General features: G+C 71.0%; 17 protein-coding genes. 6 read left to right on the top strand and 11 right to left on the bottom strand.

Translation table 11 applies throughout. The features are described 5' to 3' along the window. Positions 1-148 precede the first annotated feature (148 nt). The gene (gene thpR / locus IE252_RS03490; RefSeq protein WP_190087715.1) at positions 149-736 is read left to right on the top strand and encodes an RNA 2',3'-cyclic phosphodiesterase; all 588 of its coding nucleotides are present in this window, start codon (positions 149-151) and stop codon (positions 734-736) included. Positions 737-797: 61 nt separating this feature from the next. On the opposite strand, the gene IE252_RS03485 is transcribed toward thpR, so the two are convergent. Then, positions 798-2,207, bottom strand: coding sequence for an aminopeptidase P family protein (locus IE252_RS03485; RefSeq protein WP_190087714.1), 1,410 nt, complete (start codon positions 2,205-2,207; stop codon positions 798-800). A gap of 168 nt (positions 2,208-2,375) precedes the next feature. Here IE252_RS03485 and IE252_RS03480 point away from each other — a divergent pair, with 168 nt between their 5' ends. Beyond that, positions 2,376-3,359, top strand: a complete 984-nt coding sequence (locus IE252_RS03480) for a LuxR family transcriptional regulator (RefSeq protein ID WP_190087713.1) — start codon at positions 2,376-2,378, stop codon at positions 3,357-3,359. Here IE252_RS03480 and IE252_RS03475 read toward each other — a convergent pair. Continuing rightward, on the bottom strand, positions 3,253-4,314 hold the full coding sequence (locus IE252_RS03475; protein ID WP_190087712.1) for a helix-turn-helix domain-containing protein: 1,062 nt from the start codon (positions 4,312-4,314) through the stop codon (positions 3,253-3,255). The two genes, IE252_RS03480 and IE252_RS03475, sit on opposite strands and share 107 nt — an antisense overlap. Positions 4,315-4,437: 123 nt before the next feature. Between IE252_RS03475 and IE252_RS03470 the strand changes: the two genes are divergently transcribed. Continuing rightward, complete coding sequence (locus IE252_RS03470) at positions 4,438-5,475, top strand: saccharopine dehydrogenase family protein (protein WP_190087711.1); 1,038 nt, start codon at positions 4,438-4,440, stop codon at positions 5,473-5,475. 7 nt (positions 5,476-5,482) lie between these two features. Here IE252_RS03470 and IE252_RS03465 read toward each other — a convergent pair whose 3' ends face one another. Further along, on the bottom strand, positions 5,483-6,133 hold the full coding sequence (locus IE252_RS03465) for a TetR/AcrR family transcriptional regulator (protein ID WP_190087710.1): 651 nt from the start codon (positions 6,131-6,133) through the stop codon (positions 5,483-5,485). Between the two features lie 145 nt (positions 6,134-6,278). On the opposite strand from IE252_RS03465, the gene IE252_RS03460 reads away from it, so the two are divergent. Continuing rightward, the gene (locus tag IE252_RS03460; RefSeq protein WP_190087709.1) at positions 6,279-7,310 is read left to right on the top strand and encodes a medium chain dehydrogenase/reductase family protein; all 1,032 of its coding nucleotides are present in this window, start codon (positions 6,279-6,281) and stop codon (positions 7,308-7,310) included. A gap of 46 nt (positions 7,311-7,356) precedes the next feature. Here IE252_RS03460 and IE252_RS03455 read toward each other — a convergent pair whose 3' ends face one another. The 4 genes from IE252_RS03455 to IE252_RS43895 form a co-directional block, all read right to left on the bottom strand. Further along, positions 7,357-7,674, bottom strand: a complete 318-nt coding sequence (locus tag IE252_RS03455) for a hypothetical protein (protein ID WP_190087708.1) — start codon at positions 7,672-7,674, stop codon at positions 7,357-7,359. 316 nt (positions 7,675-7,990) lie between these two features. Beyond that, complete coding sequence (locus tag IE252_RS03450) at positions 7,991-8,560, bottom strand: EF-Tu/IF-2/RF-3 family GTPase (protein WP_190087707.1); 570 nt, start codon at positions 8,558-8,560, stop codon at positions 7,991-7,993. Between the two features lie 74 nt (positions 8,561-8,634). Next, a complete protein-coding gene (locus IE252_RS43900) occupies positions 8,635-8,973 on the bottom strand; it encodes a type 2 periplasmic-binding domain-containing protein (RefSeq protein ID WP_268248384.1) in 339 nt (112 codons plus the stop codon). Further along, positions 8,898-9,518, bottom strand: coding sequence for a LysR family transcriptional regulator (locus IE252_RS43895; protein ID WP_190087705.1), 621 nt, complete (start codon positions 9,516-9,518; stop codon positions 8,898-8,900). Before IE252_RS43895 ends, IE252_RS43900 begins: the two co-directional genes overlap by 76 nt. Before the next feature lie 160 nt (positions 9,519-9,678). On the opposite strand from IE252_RS43895, the gene IE252_RS03435 reads away from it, so the two are divergent. Then, on the top strand, positions 9,679-10,476 hold the full coding sequence (locus tag IE252_RS03435; protein WP_190087704.1) for an alpha/beta fold hydrolase: 798 nt from the start codon (positions 9,679-9,681) through the stop codon (positions 10,474-10,476). 25 nt (positions 10,477-10,501) lie between these two features. Here the strand turns inward: IE252_RS03435 and IE252_RS03430 are convergent, their stop codons facing one another. The 3 genes from IE252_RS03430 to IE252_RS03420 all read right to left on the bottom strand — a co-directional run bounded on the left by IE252_RS03430 (position 10,502) and on the right by IE252_RS03420 (position 13,752). Further along, on the bottom strand, positions 10,502-12,061 hold the full coding sequence (locus IE252_RS03430) for an alpha/beta hydrolase (RefSeq protein WP_190087703.1): 1,560 nt from the start codon (positions 12,059-12,061) through the stop codon (positions 10,502-10,504). 245 nt (positions 12,062-12,306) lie between these two features. Then, positions 12,307-13,050: an SOS response-associated peptidase gene (locus IE252_RS03425; RefSeq protein WP_190087702.1), complete on the bottom strand. Its 744-nt coding sequence runs from the start codon at positions 13,048-13,050 to the stop codon at positions 12,307-12,309. A 318-nt stretch (positions 13,051-13,368) separates the two neighbouring features. Beyond that, entirely contained in the window at positions 13,369-13,752 is a 384-nt protein-coding gene (locus IE252_RS03420) for a hypothetical protein (RefSeq protein ID WP_190087701.1), read from the bottom strand. Between the two features lie 375 nt (positions 13,753-14,127). On the opposite strand from IE252_RS03420, the gene IE252_RS03415 reads away from it, so the two are divergent. After that, complete coding sequence (locus tag IE252_RS03415) at positions 14,128-15,690, top strand: S8 family peptidase (RefSeq protein WP_190087700.1); 1,563 nt, start codon at positions 14,128-14,130, stop codon at positions 15,688-15,690. A 78-nt stretch (positions 15,691-15,768) separates the two neighbouring features. Here the strand turns inward: IE252_RS03415 and IE252_RS03410 are convergent, their stop codons facing one another. Further along, entirely contained in the window at positions 15,769-17,820 is a 2,052-nt protein-coding gene (locus IE252_RS03410) for a DUF11 domain-containing protein (protein WP_190087699.1), read from the bottom strand. Positions 17,821-17,861: the final 41 nt, after the last annotated feature.

Genomic DNA, 17,861 nt, shown 5'->3' with positions numbered 1-17,861 from the left:
TGACGTTGGAGTGGTCCCGGGAGAGTAGAAAGCACGCCGGCTGTCCGACAACGGGTTGGGACGAGGTGGGACGACTTGGGACGGTCTTGCCGCCGCCGCGAGGGTGCCCGCTCCTCGTTCCCGCACTCGATGGTGTACGAAAGCATGCGTGAAGGAACAGATTCAGCCCTCGACCGTCCGCGTGTTCATAGCGCTCGCCCCGCCCGACGACGCCAAGGAAGAGCTGGCGCGGGAGCTGCGGCCCGCCTATGCCGCGTACCCCCGGCTGCGGTGGAACCGTATCGAGGACTGGCACATCACCCTGGCGTTCCTCGGTGAGCTTCCGGTGGCGACCGTCCCGCTCCTCCAGGCGCCGCTCGCGGATCTCGCGGCGGTGAACCAGCCCCTGCGACTGGCACTGCGCGGCGGCGGGCACTTCGACGAGCGGGTGCTGTGGAGCGGGGTCGAGGGGAACCTCGAAGGGTTGCACCTGCTCACCAAGGAGGTACGTGACGTGGTCAGGGCGTGCGGTGTCGCCTTCGAGGACCGGCCCCTGCGGCCCCATCTGACGCTGGCCCGGTCCCGCCGTGACGACACCTCCATCGTGGTGGAGGCCGCCGCCGGGCTCGCCGCGTTCACCGGCCGCCCGTGGTCGGCCGAGCGCCTGCATCTGGTCGCCAGCAACATCGGCCGCGGGCCGGGACCGATCCACTACCGCGACATCGAGGCCTGGCGCTTCGGCGCGGAGCCTTCCTGAAGTACGGCGCTTCCCCCGAGGCCGGCACCCTCTCGGGGTACCGGCCTCGGGGGGCGGAGGCTCAGCCCCCCAGGCGGGCCATCCACTCCTCGACCTCGTCCGCCGAGCGCGGCAGGCCCGCCGACAGGTTCTCGTGGCCGTCGGCCGTGACGACCAGGTCGTCCTCGATCCGGACGCCGATACCGCGCCACTCCTCGGGCACGGTGAGGTCGTCCGGCTGGAAGTACAGGCCGGGCTCGACGGTGAGCACCATGCCCGCTTCGAGGACCCCGTCGACGTACTCCTCGTTGCGCGCCTGCGCGCAGTCGTGGACGTCGAGGCCGAGCATGTGACCCGTGCCCGCCATGGTGAAGCGGCGCTGGAGGCCGAGCTCGTACGCACGCTCCGCCGGGCCCTCGATGAAGCCCCACTCCACGAGCCGGGCCGCCAGGTGGCGCTGGGACGCCTCGTGGAAGTCGCGGTACGCGGCGCCCGGCTTGACGGCGGCGATCCCGGCCTCCTGGGCCTCGTACACCGCGTCGTACACCTTGCGCTGGAGCGGCGTGAAGGTGCCGCTGCTGGGGAGCGTGCGGGTGACGTCGGCGGTGTAGAGGGTGTGCGTCTCCACGCCGGCGTCGAGCAGGAGGAGGTCACCGCGGCGGACCGGGCCGTCGTTGTCCGTCCAGTGCATGATCGTGGCGTGCTCGCCCGCAGCGCAGATCGTGCCGTAGCCGACGGCGTTGCCCTCCAGGCGCGCGCGGCGGAAGAACGTGCCCTCGATCCACCGCTCGGACGAGGCGATCGCCCGGGAGAGCTCGCCGATCACGTCGGTGAAGCCGCGCACGGTGGAGTCCACGGCCTTGCGGAGCTCGGCCACCTCCCACTCGTCCTTGACCAGGCGGAGGTCGCTCAGCGCCTCTTCCAGTTCGGCGTCGCGCTCCTCCTCGGTGGCGACCGCGCCTTCGAGCGACGGGTCGATGCCGCGGACGATCCGGGTCGGCGCGCCGGAGGAGGCGAGATCCTCGGCCGCCGTACGGACGTCGCGGCAGGGCAGTCCGAGGACGACCGCGGACTCGGCGAGCGAGCGGCGCCGGCCCATCCACAGCTCGGCGTGGGCGCCGGTCCAGAACTCGTTGTCGTCCCTGCTGTCGCGCGGCAGCTGGTAGCAGTAGGCGTCGTGGCCGCCGTCCGCCCGGGGTTCCAGGACGAGCGCGCCGTCCCGGGCCTGGTCCCCGGTCATGTGGACGTAGCCCGTGTACGCCCGGAAGGGGTAACTGTCGTCGTTGGAGCGGGTCTTGAGGTTGCCCGACGGGATCACGAGGCGTTCGCCCGGGAAGCGCGCGGAGAGCGCGGCGCGGCGGGCGGCGGCGTACGGGGCCTGCTCGTCGGGGCGCAGGTCGTGCCGCTCGGTGTCCGCCCACCCCGTCCGCATCAGCGCGGACAGTTCCTCGGAGATCCCTGAGTAGAGACCGTTCTTCCGGCCTTTCGCCACGGCGTACACCTTCCTCTGGAGGGGGCTTCTGGAGGGAACGTCCAGCTGGAACCGCTGGGTGCGTTTCCTCGGCGGACGCTACCCCGCACCGCGCGCGCCGGGTGCCGAGCAGTGCCACTGGCACAGATCGGCCATCACGTCCGGCCCGGGCCGTCGATAATGCGGCACATGACGAACGCGAAACTCGGTGAGGCCCTGCGGCTTCTGGGCATCGATCACGCGGCGGGCCGGGTCTATCTGGCGCTGCTCGACCTCGCCCCCGCCCCGCTGAGCGCGATCGCGGCCGCGGCAGGGTTGGAGGGCGCCGAGCTCACCGCGGCGTACGGCGCGCTGGTGGACGCCGGTCTGGCCAGTGCCGCCGAGGAGGGCGGGGACGTGGTGGCCCCGGTCCCGCCGGCCGCAGGTCTGGAGATCCTGGCCCGGCACCGGGCGGCGGAGGTCGAGGAGTCGCGGATCGCCGTCGGGGGCGCGTTCGAGTCGTTCCGGCGCCAGCGGCTCGCCGCGTACAACGACAACCTCGTCGAGGTCGTCACCGGCGACGCGGTCGGCCCCCGGATCCGGCAGGCCTGGGCGAGCGCCCGCGAGCAGATCCGGCAGCTGGAGTCGCCTCCCTACCTGACCCTGCCCGGCGCCACGGACGACGCGCTGGCCACGCTCGCCCGCGGTGTGACCCAGCGCGTCGTGTACTCGCGGGAGTCGCTGGAGTACCCGGGTCATCTCAAGGAGGCGATCGAGCCGTGCGTCAACGCCGGTGAGCAGGCCAGGGTGCTGCCGTCGGTGCCGGTCAAACTCGTGATCATCGACGAGGCGTACGCGCTGGTGTCGTTGTCGATCAAAGAGGCCGACGTGCACAACACCATGCTGGTCGTGCAGCCCTGCGGTCTGCTCTCCGCGCTCATCGCGCTGTTCGAGCAGTCCTGGCAGAACGCCCTGCCGTTCCACGGCAGCACCGCACTCCCCGGCGGCGTGCCGCCCGCCGACCGCCGTCTGCTGTGGCTGCTCGCGGGCGGTGCGAGCGACGACGTCATCGCCCGCGAGCTGGGGCTCAGCCGGCGTACGCTGTTCCGCCGACTGCAGATCCTGATGGCTCAACTGGGCGCGGCGAACCGCTTCCAACTGGCTCTACAGGCACAGCGACACGGTTGGCTGTGACACCCCCGTCGGGGCCGGACCTCAAGCGGAACGTACGGCGGTAGGCGTCCGGCGGCACACCCACCGTGCGGTTGAAGTGCCGCCGCAGTGTGGTGGCGGTGCCCATGCCGGTCGCCGTCGCGATGGAGGTGACGCTGTCGTCGGTCTTCTCCAGCAGCTCCTGGGCGCGGCGGATCCGCTGGGTCAGCAGCCATTGCAAGGGTGTGGTGCCGGTCGCCGCGTGGAAGTGGCGGCTCAGGTTGCGCGAGCTCATCCGCGCGCGGCGCGCCAGGTCCTCCACCGTCAGCGGCCGGTCCAGCCGTTCCAGCACCCAGGGCAGCAGCGCCGTGAGCGGATGGTCGTCCCGGGCGGGCACCGCGGTGGTGACGAACTGGGCCTGGCCGCCGGACCGGTGCGGCGGTACGACCAGGCGGCGGGCGACCGCGTTGGCCACCGACGAGCCGTGGTCGAGGCGGACCAGATGCAGGCACAGGTCCAGCGCCGCGGCCTTGCCCGCCGAGGTGAGCACGCTGCCGTTGTCCACGTAGAGCACGTCCGGATCGACGTCCGCGCGGGGCCAGCGCGCGGCCAGGTCGTCGGTGTGCGCCCAGTGCGTGGTCGCGCGCCGCCCGTCCAGGAGCCCGGCCGCGGCCAGCACGAACGCACCCGTGCACAGCGACGCCACCCGCGCGCCCGCCTCGTGGGCCGCGCGCACCGCGTCGACCAGGTCGGCGGGCGGCTCCACGTCCGGGTCGACCCAACCCGGGACGATCACCGTGTCGGCCCCGCTCAACCGGTCCAGGCCGTGGTCGGGCTCCAGCACGAACCGGCCCAACCGCACGGCCCCACCTCCGCAGACTTCGAGGTCGTACCAGGGGACGTCCACGCTGTCCGGCTTGGAGCCGAAGACCTCGTACGCCACGGAGAGTTCGAAGTGCAACATCCCGTCGGTGACGGCCAGCGCGACAGTGGTCATGTCCGGAAGTGTACGGGTCATGTCGTTCCAGACACTCACGGCGGGGTGTCCGGGCGAGCCAAGATGATCGCAGGTGATCAGCCCGGGACGCGGGACACGAACACACGAAGTGGGGAGAAACCAATGGTGGCGGGGCAGATGGTGGCGGTGTACGGCGCGTACGGGCACACCGGCCGGTTCGTGGTGGCGGAGCTGCTGGAGCGCGGTTTCGTGCCGGTCCTGTCCGGCCGCGACGCCGACAAGCTCAAGGCGGTGGCCATGGACGGGTCCGATGTACGTCCGGCGCCGGTCGACGATCCTGCCGCGCTCGACCGGGCACTGGCGGGTGCGGCGGCCGTGATCAACTGCGCGGGGCCCTTCGCGACGACGGCCGCGCCGCTGGTCGAGGCGGCGCTGCGCGCCGGTATCCCGTACGTGGACGTGGCGGGCGAAGTCGAGGCAACCCTCGACACATTCGCGCACTTCGCGGACCGTGCCCGCGCCACCGGGGCGGTGGTGCTCCCGGCGATGGCCTTCTTCGGCGGGCTCGGCGACCTGCTGGCCACCGCCGCGCTGGGGGACTGGGAGAAGGCCGACGAGGCGCACATCGCGTACGCGCTGGACAGCTGGCACCCGACGCCGGCGACCCGGGCGTCGGGCGCGGTCTCCCGGGCGCGGCGCGGCGGTCGGCGCCTGCGCTTCGCCGACGGGCGGATGGAGTACCGCGACGACAGCGCACCCACGCTGGACTGGGTCTTTCCCGACCCGCTGGGCTCCAGGACCGTCTACGGGGAGTTCCTGACGGCCGACGTCGTCACCGCACCCACCCATCTGCCCGTCGCCGAGCTCAGCACGTATATGACGGTCGACGCGATCAAGGACGTGCTCACCCCGGACTCCCCGGCGCCCGCCGCCGTCGACGAGCGGGGCCGGTCCGCACAGACCTTCCTCGTCGACGTCGTCGTGCGCTCCGACGGCCGCGAGCGGCGTGCCGTGGCGAGGGGCCGGGACATCTACGCCGTCAGCGCACCGCTCGCGGTGGAAGCGGTCCACCGCATCCTCGCCGGGCGGACGCGGACGCTCGGTGTCGCTTCCGCCGGGGCGCTCTTCGACGCGGCCGACTTCCTGCGGACGCTGTCGCCGCACATCTCCGTCGAGCTGAGCGAGCGGCCGCGCATGTGAGGAACCGTCACGGGTTCGCGAGTGCTCGAATCTCGGCGGCGTAGAGCTCCGCGGGGTCGAATCCCATGCCGGTGAAGTGGCCCGCGAGTTCGAGGGACAGTACGCCGTGGAGGCGGGTCCAGAAGAGGAGGGCGCGGCTGAGCGCCGAGGGCGGGGCCTGGTGGTCGCGCGCCCAGGCTCGGTGCTCGGCGAGGTGGTCGTCGAGCGGGGCCGCCGGGGAGGCGTCCGGCGCGACGGCGGCGCAGGCGTCGAGGAGGACGGCCATCATCTCGGAGGCGATCCTGGTGGTGTCCTCGGGGGCCCGGTATCCGGGCACGGGGGTGCCGTAGACCAGGAAGTACCGCTGGGGGTCGGCCAGGGCCCACTCGCGCAGGGCGTGCGCGAGTTCGGCGAGGTCGGCACCGGCCTCGGCGCGGGCCCGGAAGGTGTCGGCGAGGCTGCGGTAGGCGTCCCGGACGAGCTCGGTGATCAGCTCGTCGCGGTTGGCGAAGTACCGGTAGAGCGCGGGCCCGCTCACGCCGATCTGCTTGGCGATGGCGTTGAGGGACAGGGCGGAGGCCCCGGCGTCGGCGATCTGCTCCCAGGCGTGCTTCTTGATCTCCTCCCGCACCTGGGCGCGGTAGCGCTCCCGGGGAGTCTTCGCGTCCGACTCGGCCATGCCCGCCTCCAGGCTTCACGACTACAGCATCAACCTCTAGTTAGAGGTTATCACTTTCCCTCTTGACTCTCACAAAAGCTGCCAGTTATAACTTCTAACGAACGCGACAGCTTCAACCGAGCAGCTACAGAAGAGAGGGATCGCCATGACCAGCGAGCGCCTGACCGAGGTCGTCCTGCCGGGCATCGTGGCTCCGGAGGGCCTCACGGTCCGCCACGGAGCCGTACCGGAGCCCGGCCGGGGCCAGATCCTGATCGCCATGGAGGCGAGCGGGGTCTCCTTCGCCGAGCAGCAGATGCGCCGCGGGCGGTACTACGACCAGCCGCCCTTCCCGTTCGTGCCGGGCTACGACCTGGTGGGGCGCGTACAGGGCACCGGCGAGGGCGTCGACCCCGGTCTGGTCGGGCAGCGGGTGGCCGCGCTGGTGAAGGTGGGCGGCTGGGCGAGCCACGTGGTCGTCGACGCCGACGACGCCGTACCCGTTCCGGACGGCCTGACGGCGGCGGAGGCGGAGACCGTGGTGGTCAACGGCATCACGGCCTGGCAGATGCTGCACCGCCGGGCGCGGGTGCGCGCCGGGCAGACCGTCCTGGTGCACGGCGCGGGCGGCGGGGTGGGCTCGGTGCTGGTCCAGTTGGCACGGGCGGCCGGGGCCGAGGTGATCGGCACGGCGTCGCCCCGGCACCACGACGCCCTGCGCGAGCTCGACGTGACCCCGGTCGACTACCGCGCGGGCAACGTGGCCGCCCGGGTCCGGGAGCTGGCGCCCGGCGGAGTGGACGCGGTCTTCGACCACGTCGGCGGCCGCAGCGTGATCGACTCCTGGCGCCTGCTCGCCCCCGGCGGCACGCTCGTCTCGTACGGCAGCGCCTCCACCCGCGACGACACCGGCTCCAAGCAGTGGCCGGTCCTGAAGATCCTCGCCCGCACCTCGCTCTGGAACGCCCTGCCCAACGGCCGCCACGCGTACTTCTACAACATCTGGGCCGGCCGCGCCCTCGGCAAGGACCGCTTCCGCGCCCGCCTGCGGGCCGACCTCACCGAGGTGTTCGCCGCCGTCTCCCGGGGCGAGGTGAGCGCCCGTATCTCCGCACAACTCCCGCTCACCCGGGCCGCCGAGGCGCTGCGCCTGGCGGAGTCGGGCACCGCGACGGGCAAGGTGGTCCTGACTCCTTGACCCGCACGGCTGACTCCAGCGTCCCCCTGGCCGGACCGTGCCGCGTTCAGAACTCGCGGTCGATCCCCGTGACCGCGGCAGGCCCCAAGGGGGCGTCCTCCTCGCTGAATCCGCTGTCGCGCAGGGCGGCGGAGACCAGCCGTACCGCGTTCGCCTCGGCCTCGCTGCGGCTCGCGGCCTCCACTTCGAGGCGGACGGAGAACGTGTTGACGTCCTGGACGGTCAACAGGCTCAGCTCCTCGCTCTCCCCGAAGTCGGTGTTCGCCGGGTCCTGCGGACGCAGCTTCCGCTCCACCGAGGAACGCTGGGCGTCGGTGATCCCGTGCACGAACGTGCCCGGCACGGTGATGACGTAGTCGGTCATGGAGACTCCCGGTGTGCGGGCCCCCACGGGTGTCGGGGGCATCCCCTTGGAATGCCCCGCGAAGGGGATACCAACCACCCGGCTCCCCCACTCGGGTGGCCGCCCCGCCGGGCTCAGAAGCGGTCCAGCGGCCACGGGGCGACCGGACCGCCGTGCCCACCGCTCGTGACTTCCTGACCGCTGCTCATAACTCCCCCTGGACCCAAGGCCGATGATCAGCGCCTGTCCTCTCACGCGCGTTGGCGCTGCCGTGCGGGGATTCCGGTCTCTGGACGGGCGGCTTCGGGGTGACCCGGCCCCCCGGCGCCGCGGGTGCTCAGCACACCAGTCGCGTCACGGTGCCGGAACCGGCGGCACGGTTGTGGTGGCGAAAGGCGAAGGACCAGCCTTCCTCCAGGGCTACGGGCTCTTCGAGTACGACCCTGACCTCGGCCCGGTGCAGGGTCCGCACCATATCGACGCCGTGGAGCGGTGTGACGGTACCCAACACCGCGACGCTTCCGGTATAGAAGCGAAGACGGTCTCCGGGGACCACCTCCGCGCCGCCCTGTTCCTCGGACAACAGCGCGATGTCCGCGATGAAGGCGGCGTGAGCGCTGATCGAACCCGGCGTCGCGAGCACCTGCCCGCGCGCCACCGCGTCCGCCGCGATCCCGCGCAGCAGCACGCCGACGTTCATACCCTCAGTCGCCTCGTCGATACGTACACGGCTCTGCTCGATGTCCGCGACACGGGCCGTCACGCCGCTGCCGGAGCCGACGGTCTCCACCTCGTCTCCTTTGCGCACTCTCCCGCGCTCGACGCGGCCTGTCAGCATGACCACCCTCCCCTGCCGCATGCGAAAGATGTCTTCGACCCACAGCAGGAACGGCGTCTCCATCTCCATAGAGGACAACCCTTTCAAGACCTTGATTTCGTGAGATCACCGGGTACGCGGCCGACTGCGCGGCAGTCGAACCGTCATGCCTGGACGTGGCAGGCGGCCAGGGGAGGAGCCAGGCGGTGTGCGGGTGTGGTGGGGTGGACTGCGAGGAAGGTTTCGGCCATCGGGGCGGGTGGGGCGAAGGGGCGGAAGACCGTGCGCCCGGCGGGGAGGTGGGCGGCCTGGGCGGCGTAGAAGACCGTCCAGCTGGGTGGGCCCGTGGCGATCGCGGCGAGGGTGTCCTGGTCGGTGGTGAAGGCGGGGCCCAGGACGGGCTCGAACCCGGCGTGGTTGCATGCCGTCACCACCAGGTCCACCAGGTGGGGGTTGGTCTCGCCAGGGACGACCCGCAAGGGCAGGGTGGCGAGGTCGGCCATGTGGACGGCAGTGTCGGCGGCCAGGGGGTGGGCCGCGGGAAGCGCCACGACCAGGGGGGGTCCTTCCAGACTGGGAGGAGATCGAGCCCCGGGCTGCGGCTCGCCCCGCGTACGAAGGCCGCGTCCAGCTCACCGTCCCGTACAGCGCGCAGGCGGGTGGCCGTCGGGGAGCTCGTCAGTGTGACGGTCAGTGCGGGGGCGCTCTCCGCCAGCGCGGCCAGGACGTGTTCGAGGCGGGTCCCGAGGCCGACACTCGTACCAATGCGCAGGACGGCGTTCTGCTCGGCGCGGTGGTCGGCCATGGCGTCGAGGCCCGCACGTTCGGCTGCCAGGACGGCGCGGGCGTGGGGCAGGAACGCGGCGCCCGCGGCGGTGAGGTTGACCTGGCGTGTGGTGCGGTCGAAGAGGTCCAGTCGGAGTTCGCGTTCCAGTCGCCGGACTTGCTGACTGACGGTGGGCTGGACGATGTGCAGTCGCTCCGCGGCCCGGCCGAAGTGCAGTTCCTCGACGACGGCCACGAAGTACCGCAGCTGACGCAGTTCCACCGCCTACCTCCGGCCACTCCGAATTCATCACGATCCTTGATGAGTGTACGAGCGAACCGGACCTTGGTCGTCTGCTCGGGGCGCGGTGAACTGGCGTCATGAAGTCGCCCGCGCGACGCCTCGCATCCCGCGTGGCGAGCCGTAGAGAGGAATGCCGCTCATGCCGTACGTGACCGTCAACGGGGTCAAGCTCTTCCACACGGACGCCGGAGCCGGGACGCCGGTCCTGTTCCTGCACGGCTGGGGCACCAGCGGCCGGGTGTGGGACGCGCAGGTCGCCGACCTGGCCCCCGACCACCGCGTGGTCACGGTGGACTGCCGGGGGTGCGGACGCTCGGAGCACCCGCCCACCGGCAACACCACCCGGACCAACGTGGAGGACATACTCGCCCTCATCTCGCACCTCGGCCTGGAAAAGCCGTTGTTGGTGGGCAGTTCGCTCGGAGCCACCTTCGCCCTGGAAACCGCGCTTCGCGCACCGCGGCACGTGGCCGGGGTGGTGTCGATCAGTGGGCCCGGGTACTGGCCGAGCCAGGGCATGGCCGGTGCCCTGCGCTCCCTGATCTCCTCCCTCGCCACCGACCGCGCGGCAACCGTGGCCGACTGGGTCCCGAAGTGGTTCGGTCCTGCCGCACCGGTCGAGCTCGTACGGCGGACAGTGCGTCAGATCCTCGCATCGGGCCACTTCATCGACGAGTTGTTCACCGAGGCCATGTCCCACGACCCGCGCGAGGCGGTGACCGGGATACCCGTGCCGGTGGCCTATCTGCACGGCCGTCACGACACGGAGATACCGCTGGAGGTGTCCCGTACGCTGGCCGCGCTGACCCCGTACGGAACCTTCCATACCATCGAGCAGGCTGGGCACATGGCCCACCAGGAGCAGCCCGCCGCGGTCAACTCACTCATCCGCGTGGCACTGGACTCCCTCGCGACCGATGCGCTCCACCGGTCCTGACCTGCCCCGATCACCGCTGACCGGCCTACTTGGCGCAGGTCTGGTCATCCGCGGGCAGCCTGCCCGTGGCCAGGTAGTGGTTGACCTTGTTGTCGACGCAGGCGTTGCCGTACAGACCGTAGACCGCGTGCCGGTTGGCGCCCTTGACGGTGATCAGCTTGGAGCTCGGCAGCAGGCCGTGCAGGGCGACGGCGCCCTTGTGCGAGGTGCGCGGGTCGCCGGTGGCGGACACGATCAGCAGCTCGGCGTCGTGCTTCACCTGAGTGGGCTTCTCACGGGGTTGGTCCCAGAAGGCGCACGGGCCGATGTTGTTGGCCAGCGCGCCGAAGCGCGGGTATGCGGCACGGGTGCGCTCGATGTCCCGCCAGTAGACCTCGGGGTCGCGCGGGGCCGCCTTGTCCCCGCAGATGATCGCCGACTGCACACTGCCGTGGTGCGACTGCTCGCCGGTCATCGCGAGCCGCAGGGTCGCGGCGAAGACCGGCGACAGCCGGGTCGGCTGCCCGGCCGCGGCCTTGTTCAGCACGGACACCTGCTCGGCGAGGGACGCCCGGGACGTGTCGGTGTCGCTGTCGACCCCGGCCAGCAGGATGAACGGGATCTGGGTGTCGTCGAGTTGGAAGGTGTCGGGGGCCGTACCGACGGTCAGCGGGCCGCGCGCGGAGGTCTTGATGACACGGTCGATGGTGGCCAGGACCTGGGCGCCGGTGCGGCCGAGGCCGTAGGTGTCGTTGCGGGCGGCCGCCCAGATGGCCCAGTCGGCCAGCGCTTTCTCGTTCTCCCCGACGGCCTGCTGGAGCAGCCGGGGACCGAACTCGCGCGGATCGATGGCGCCGTCCAGGACCATGCGGTCGGTGCGGCCGGGGAACATCTGGGTGTAGACGGTGCCCAGGTAGGTGCCGTACGAGTAACCGAAGTAGGAGATCTTCTTCTCACCGAGCGTGCCACGGATGACGTCCATGTCGCGTGCCGTGTTACGGGTGCTGACGTGCGGCAGTACGGAGGCGTTGCTGGTACGGCACTTGGCGGCCAGGTCCTTCTGGAGGGCGACCTGGCGCTCGAAACTCGCCCGGCCGAGACCGGCCGAGAAGAGGTTGGTGCCGACGGGCCAGCCGCAGTCCAGCGGGGTGCTGCGGCCGACGAAACGCGGGTCGAAGCCGACGATGTCGTAACGCGGGCCGGCCTTCTTCATCCACGCGTGGAACTCCGGCGGTGACTCCAGGGCGGTGCCGCCCGGCCCACCGTTGTTGAGCAGGATCGAGCCGATGCGGTGGCGGGTGTCGGTGGCCTTGAGCCGGGATATCGCGACGGTGATCGTACGGCCGCGAGGGTCGGTGTAGTCGAGCGGCACGGTGACGTCCGCGCACTGCACACCGGCCTTGTCGAGATCGCGGCCCATGGTGTCGTCCGGGCCCTTGGCGCAGCTGCCCCAGCCCAGACGCTGATCGTAGTAACGGTCGAGCGAGGCCCCGGACTTCGACGCGGTGGGCGCGGCCGCCGAGGCGGTGACGGTGGTACCGAGACAGGCGGCGAGGGCGAGGCCCACGGCCGAGGCACGGCGAAGGGCGGGGCTGGGGTGGGTCACGAAGTCTCCTTGGGGTGCAGGGGGTTGAGGCTGGGAGTGCGCGTGATGGACGCCGAGACGACTGGCGCCACCAACACCCACTCGGCCACGGTTCGTTGACGCCCACCAAAAGGGGATCTCGTCACCCTGTTCCGCATATGTCTCATACCGTCAGACGCTAGGCGGAACAGCCACCTCACTCACTACGGCTGTCCCCCGAGCATCGATGGGGCCACCCCTACCAACGGCCCCCACACCGGAGCGGCCTACGGCGCGGACTCCTCCAGGAGTTCGGGGCCGTTGTTGCGTACGTTGTTCACGGCCGGGACGACCGGCCGGGCGTCCAGGTGGCCGCCCGCGGGCTGGGTCAGCAGGGCGCGCAGCTCGTCGGGGTCCTGGTGGTGGGGGTCGAGCCAGGCGTCGTAGTGGTCCTCGGTGAGCGCCAGGGGCATGCGCGGGTGCACCCGGCCGGCCGCGTCCGTGGCTTCGGTGGTGATGATCGTGCAGGTCACCAGCCAGGCGGCGGGATCGTCGTCCTGCTTGACCGACCGGTCGCGCCAGTACGCGTACAGCCCCGCCAGCGCCATCACCCGGTCGTCCTCGGGATGGATGAAGTACGGCTGCTTGCGGACCTTGCCGGTGCCGTGGTCCTTGACCTGCTCCCACTCGTAGAAGCCGTCGGCGGGCAGCAGGCAGCGGTGCTTGAGGAAGGCACGGCGGAAGGCGGGCTTCTCGTGCACGGTCTCCACCCGAGCATTGATCATCCGGGCCCCCACCTTCACGTCCTCAGCCCACGACGGCACCAGCCCCCAGCGCAGCGGCCGCAACTGCCTGCCACGCGGCGCGCCACCGTCGTGCCCACGCGCGGCGCGCTCCAGAACGGCCCACACCTCGTCGGTCGGCGCGACGTTCCAGCTCGGCGCCAGCACCTCCTCGGCACGCCAGTCGGTGACCTGGAAGAGCTGGACCAGGTCCTCGGGGCTACGGGTGGATACGTAACGGCCACACATGGAACCACTGTGCCACCGGTGGCACCGGGGGAAACATCTTCCCGCACGTCTGCTACTACTCCCCCAACCTCCTCGCCCCCAAGGCCCCGGTGGGCTTGCCGATGATCCTCTTCCGCTCGGGGGCACACGGTTTCAAGATGATTCATGCCTCGTTCGAGTACGTGTGGCAGTTGCCGACCACGCGTGATCCGGCGGGGAGGTAGATCAGTCCCCGGCGTCACCGACGTCACTGCGGCGGCATGCGGCCGCGGCGACCCGCCGCGCCTGCTGGGAAGCCCCTGATCCTTCAGCACCGGACCGGTGCCCCACTCCAGCGCGTCAAGGGTTCCAATACGTCGGCAGTGAAGCGAGGAACAGGGCGCCGCCGCCGAGCAGAACGAGCTGGGTCGCAGCGGTGACCCAGCACCGCGACACCAACCCGAACAGAGTCGTTGCCGCACATGCCCACCCGGCGAAGCGCACAACGTCCCCCTGATACGAAGCGCCGGTCGAGTCCACGGGGCCGGGAGAGCCCATCCAGTCAGCCGTCCAGATCCCGTCACATCCCACCATGAGGAAGAAGCCGATGAGCAGCAGGTCCAACAGCGCCGCGACGGAGGCAACGGCGAAGTCGACGTCACGGTGTTCTTCGGTACGCGCTCGCATATGAGCACAGACATACGGGAGGGGAGGCTGGTTGCCCGGAATTTCCGTCGGTTCCATGCGGCGGCGCCATCTGCGTACGCCCGGCATGCCGCGACAGCGGGGGGCAAACTGGGCGCGCTTGGCAGTCGGTTCGGCCGAAACGCGCGATCCCCACCCCGCAGGAAGCGGAGTGGGGATCGGATCGGAGCGCTGGGCAGGCCTTGCACCTGCATCTCCCCGCAGGAAGCGGGATGTCTTTCCTTGGACCACCAACGCACGGCCGTGTTGCGGAAGTTCCGCCGACCGGCTTGAGAGCAACCTTACCCCACTCCGCGCGGGGCTGAAGCACCAGCGGCGGCCCACGCCACTGCACTCACCCCTCATTCACACCAAGGCCCCCAAGTACTGCCGCCCACCCTTGTCCGCGCAACCCGCACCGGTCACCCTGGCCGGATGGCCATCACACCGCGCTTAAGACGGCGCTGCGGCGCCGTGATCGCGCTCGCCGCGGCGCTCACGCTCGGCGGCACCACACAGGCATCGGCCGCAGGACCACCGGAAGGCGTCGTTCAGTACGCCGGTGCTCCGGGGTCCGTCGCCGGAAGCTACCTCGTCGTCCTCAACCCCGCCCGCGCCGCCTCGCGTACGGCGAGCGGCCGGGCCGTCGTCGAGCGGTACGGGGGCGAGGTCCGCCGCACCTACGACGCCGCACTCAACGGCTTCTCGGCCCATCTGTCGGCGCGTCAGGCCCGCCGCCTCGCCGCCGACCCGGCGGTCGCCGAGGTGGCGCAGAACCGGACGCTCCGGCTCGACGCCACCCAGCCGAATCCTCCCTCCTGGGGCCTGGCCCGTATCGACCAGCGCCGGCTGCCGATGACCGGGGGCTACACCTACCCGGATTCGGCCGGGCAGGGGGTGACCGCGTACGTCATCGACACCGGTGTCAACATCACCCATGAGGACTTCGGCGGCCGCGCCTCCTACGGCTATGACGCCATCGATGACGACATGACCGCGCAGGACGACCACGGCCACGGCACGCACGTCGCCGGTACGGTCGCGGGCACCACTTCCGGGGTGGCGAAGAAGGCGAAGGTCGTCGCGGTGCGGGTGCTCGACTACACGGGCGAGGGCACCACCGAGCAGGTGGTGGCGGGCATCGACTGGGTGACCCGCAACGCGGTGAAACCGGCCGTGGCGAACATGAGCCTGGGCGGTGACCCCGACGACGTCCTGGACGCCGCCGTCCGCAACTCCGTCGCCTCCGGCATCACGTACGCCGTCGCCGCGGGCAACCAGGCGATCGACGCGTCGGGCCACTCCCCCGCCCGCGTCCAGACCGCGCTGACGGTCGGGGCGGTCGGCGACTACGACCACCGCGCCGAGTACTCCAACTACGGGCCGCTGGTGGACCTGTTCGCTCCGGGCGACTCCATCACCTCGGCCGCGTACTGGTCCGACGACTGGTACACGACCATGTCCGGCACCTCGATGGCCACACCGCACGTCACCGGTGCGGCCGCGCTCTACCTCGCCGACCACCGCACGGCCACCCCGGCCCAGGTCGGCGCGGCACTCACCGCCTCGACGACGACCGGATCCGTCATCGACCCGGGCACCGGATCGCCCAACCGGCTTCTGTACGTGGGCAGTTCACCGCAACGGCCGCCCGGCAGCCGCTTCGCGAACACCACGGACTACCCTTTGGACGACCTGGCGACCGTCGACTCCCCCGTCACCGTGAGCGGCGTGTCCGGCCGCGCCCCGGCGGACCTCGACGTCGAGATCGACATCAAGCACCCCGACTCCGGTGACCTGCGGATCGACGTGATCGCCCCGGACGGCACCGCATATCCCATCAAGGACGAATGGGAGGGCTGGATCGTCACGGACTTCACCGTGGTCTACGCGATCGACGCCTCCTCGGAGACCGCCAACGGGGTGTGGAGGCTGCGGGTGTTCGACGCCCGCGCCGGGAACACCGGCTACGTCGACTCGTGGGCGCTGCGCTTCTGAACGCGAGTCATCGACACCCCCGCTCCACCGGTACGGGGGCGGGCCGTCGTGCGGCCCGCCCCCGTACACCATGTCCGGTCAGGGTGTCTGCTTCGACACCTCCAGGTCGGCCGTCGGCTTGTTGACCTTGTTGCCGGGCGGGCCCGTGGTGCTGGAGTTGTTGCCGGTGACTGGGTCCTTGGTCGCCGACGACACCGTGGCCGTGTTGTGGATGTCGGAGCCGTCACCGGTGTACGTGGCGGCGAGCTTCACCTTGAACACCCAGGTCACCGACGCACCGGGCGCCAGTACGGCCAGCGGGCCGCAGGTGACGGCTCGGCCCGAGGCGCAGGTGTCGTCGGAGGAGACGAAGCTCAGGGCGGTGGGGAGAGTGTCGGTGACCTGGACCTGTTCCGCCTGGGAGGGGCCCTTGTTGGTGACGGTCACCGAGTACTCGAAGCTCTCGCCGGGGGCAACGGGCGTGTCCGTGACCGGCTTCTTGACGATCGCCAGGTCGGCGGAGGGCGCGGCGACCGTGCCACCCGGGGGCGAGGCGGTGTCGCTGTCGTTCTCGCTGCTCGGGTCGATGTTGTCGGCGGTGACCCTGGCAGTGTTCTTCAGGTCGCTGCCGTCCCCGTGGTAGGCGGGGTCGACCTTCACGGTGAGTACGTAGTCGACGCTCTCGCCCACCTTGAGCGGATCTGTGCGCTTGCACGAGACCGCGTGCCCGGCGACCGTGCAACCCGCCGGGGAGGACGACACGTACGACAGGCCCTCGGGGAGGTCGTCGGTGAGTTTCACGTTGTACGCGTCGGCCGACGGGCCGTTGTTCTTCACCGTGATCTTGTAGTCGAAGGTGGTGCCGGGGGCGGGCGGGGTGTCCCCCACGGCGGTCTTGGTCACCGCCAGGTCGGCCGTGGGCCTGTTGACCGTGCTGCCGGGCAGACCGGCCGGGGAGCTGGTGTTGTTGGTCGACACGGGGTCCTTGGTGTCGGACGAGACGGTGGCGGTGTTGCGGATGTCACTGCCGTCGCCGGTGTACTCGGAGTCGAGCCTGACGCGGAACTTCCAGGTCCTGGACGCGCCCGGCTCCAGGACGGCCTGCGGACCGCAGCTGACGGTCTGGCCGGTGGCGGTGCAGGCGTCGGCCGAGTCGACGAACGTCAGCCGCGCGGGCAGGGTGTCGGTCGCCTTTGCGTTCAGGGCGCGCGAGGGGCCGTCGTTGTGGACGGTGACCGCGTACTCGAAGGTCTCGCCCGGTGCGATGGGGGTGGTGGTCGCGGGCTGCTTCGCCGCCCACAGGTCGGCCTGCGGTGTGGTGACCCCGCCGGGCGGCAGGACCGCGGTGCTGGTGTTGTTGGTGGTGTCGGGATCCTTGGAGTCCGAGGTGGCGGTGGCGGTGTTGTGCAGGTCCGCGCCGTCACCCTGGTAGGCGGCGCTGAGCTTCACCTTGAACGTCCACTTGGCCGTCGCCTCGGGGACCAGCTTGGCCTGCGGACCGCAGGTCACCTTCTGCCCGGACGCCGTGCAGGGGTCGCCCGACGACACGAAGGTGATGCCCTCCGGGAGAGTGTCGGTGGCCGTGACGTTGCGGGCGTCCGACGGTCCGGCGTTGGAGGCGTCGATCTCGTACTCGTACTCCTGACCAGGAATCGTCGGTCCGCTGCCCAGTGCCGTCTTGACCACGGAGATGTCGGACTGCGGGGTGAAGGGGCCCGGTGGCTTCACCGGCTTGGGCTTGTTGTTGTCCGGGTCGGGGTCGGTGGAGTCCGACTTGCCGACCGCGGCGTTGCCCAGGTCCGAGCCGTCACCCTCGTACGAGGCACTGAGCCGGGCGAGGAAGGTCCACTTCTTGGTCTGCCCCACGCCCAGCTGCCCCTCGGGGCCGCAGGTGACGGTCTGTCCGACGGCCGAGCAGCCGTCCGCCGAGGAAACGAAGGAAATACCGTCGGGCAGGGTGTCGGTCGCCGTGGCATTGCGGGCCACGGACGGCCCGTTGTTCTTCGCCGTGAGGGTGTACGTGATCAGGCCGCCGGGCGGAGTGTCGGCCGCGGCGGCCGGGCTCTGCCCGGCCCACTGCGGCAGCGCGCAGAGCAGTGCGGCGAACGCCGCTCCCGCCCAGGGGCGCCGACGACGTCGTGTCGTTCTCATCTCGCATCGATTCCGTTCGTGCTCCGGTTGCCGTACACCGC

The organism is Streptomyces melanogenes (assembly GCF_014649795.1).
GTDB classification, from domain to species: domain Bacteria; phylum Actinomycetota; class Actinomycetes; order Streptomycetales; family Streptomycetaceae; genus Streptomyces; species Streptomyces noboritoensis.
This window is presented reverse-complemented; position numbering and strand designations above follow the sequence as displayed.

Bases quoted from the DNA above. Each gene is read 5' to 3' on its own strand.
- IE252_RS03480 (WP_190087713.1), top strand. From the start codon at position 2,376: ATGACGAACGCGAAACTCGGTGAGGCCCTGCGGCTTCTGGGCATCGAT.
- IE252_RS03475 (WP_190087712.1), bottom strand. From the start codon at position 4,314: ATGACCACTGTCGCGCTGGCCGTCACCGACGGGATGTTGCACTTCGAA.
- IE252_RS03470 (WP_190087711.1), top strand. From the start codon at position 4,438: ATGGTGGCGGGGCAGATGGTGGCGGTGTACGGCGCGTACGGGCACACC.
- IE252_RS03465 (WP_190087710.1), bottom strand. From the start codon at position 6,133: ATGGCCGAGTCGGACGCGAAGACTCCCCGGGAGCGCTACCGCGCCCAG.
- IE252_RS03460 (WP_190087709.1), top strand. From the start codon at position 6,279: ATGACCAGCGAGCGCCTGACCGAGGTCGTCCTGCCGGGCATCGTGGCT.
- IE252_RS03455 (WP_190087708.1), bottom strand. From the start codon at position 7,674: ATGACCGACTACGTCATCACCGTGCCGGGCACGTTCGTGCACGGGATC.
- IE252_RS03450 (WP_190087707.1), bottom strand. From the start codon at position 8,560: ATGGAGATGGAGACGCCGTTCCTGCTGTGGGTCGAAGACATCTTTCGC.
- IE252_RS43900 (WP_268248384.1), bottom strand. From the start codon at position 8,973: ATGGCCGACCTCGCCACCCTGCCCTTGCGGGTCGTCCCTGGCGAGACC.
- IE252_RS03435 (WP_190087704.1), top strand. From the start codon at position 9,679: ATGCCGTACGTGACCGTCAACGGGGTCAAGCTCTTCCACACGGACGCC.
- IE252_RS03425 (WP_190087702.1), bottom strand. From the start codon at position 13,050: ATGTGTGGCCGTTACGTATCCACCCGTAGCCCCGAGGACCTGGTCCAG.
- IE252_RS03420 (WP_190087701.1), bottom strand. From the start codon at position 13,752: ATGGAACCGACGGAAATTCCGGGCAACCAGCCTCCCCTCCCGTATGTC.
- IE252_RS03415 (WP_190087700.1), top strand. From the start codon at position 14,128: ATGGCCATCACACCGCGCTTAAGACGGCGCTGCGGCGCCGTGATCGCG.
- IE252_RS03410 (WP_190087699.1), bottom strand. From the start codon at position 17,820: ATGAGAACGACACGACGTCGTCGGCGCCCCTGGGCGGGAGCGGCGTTC.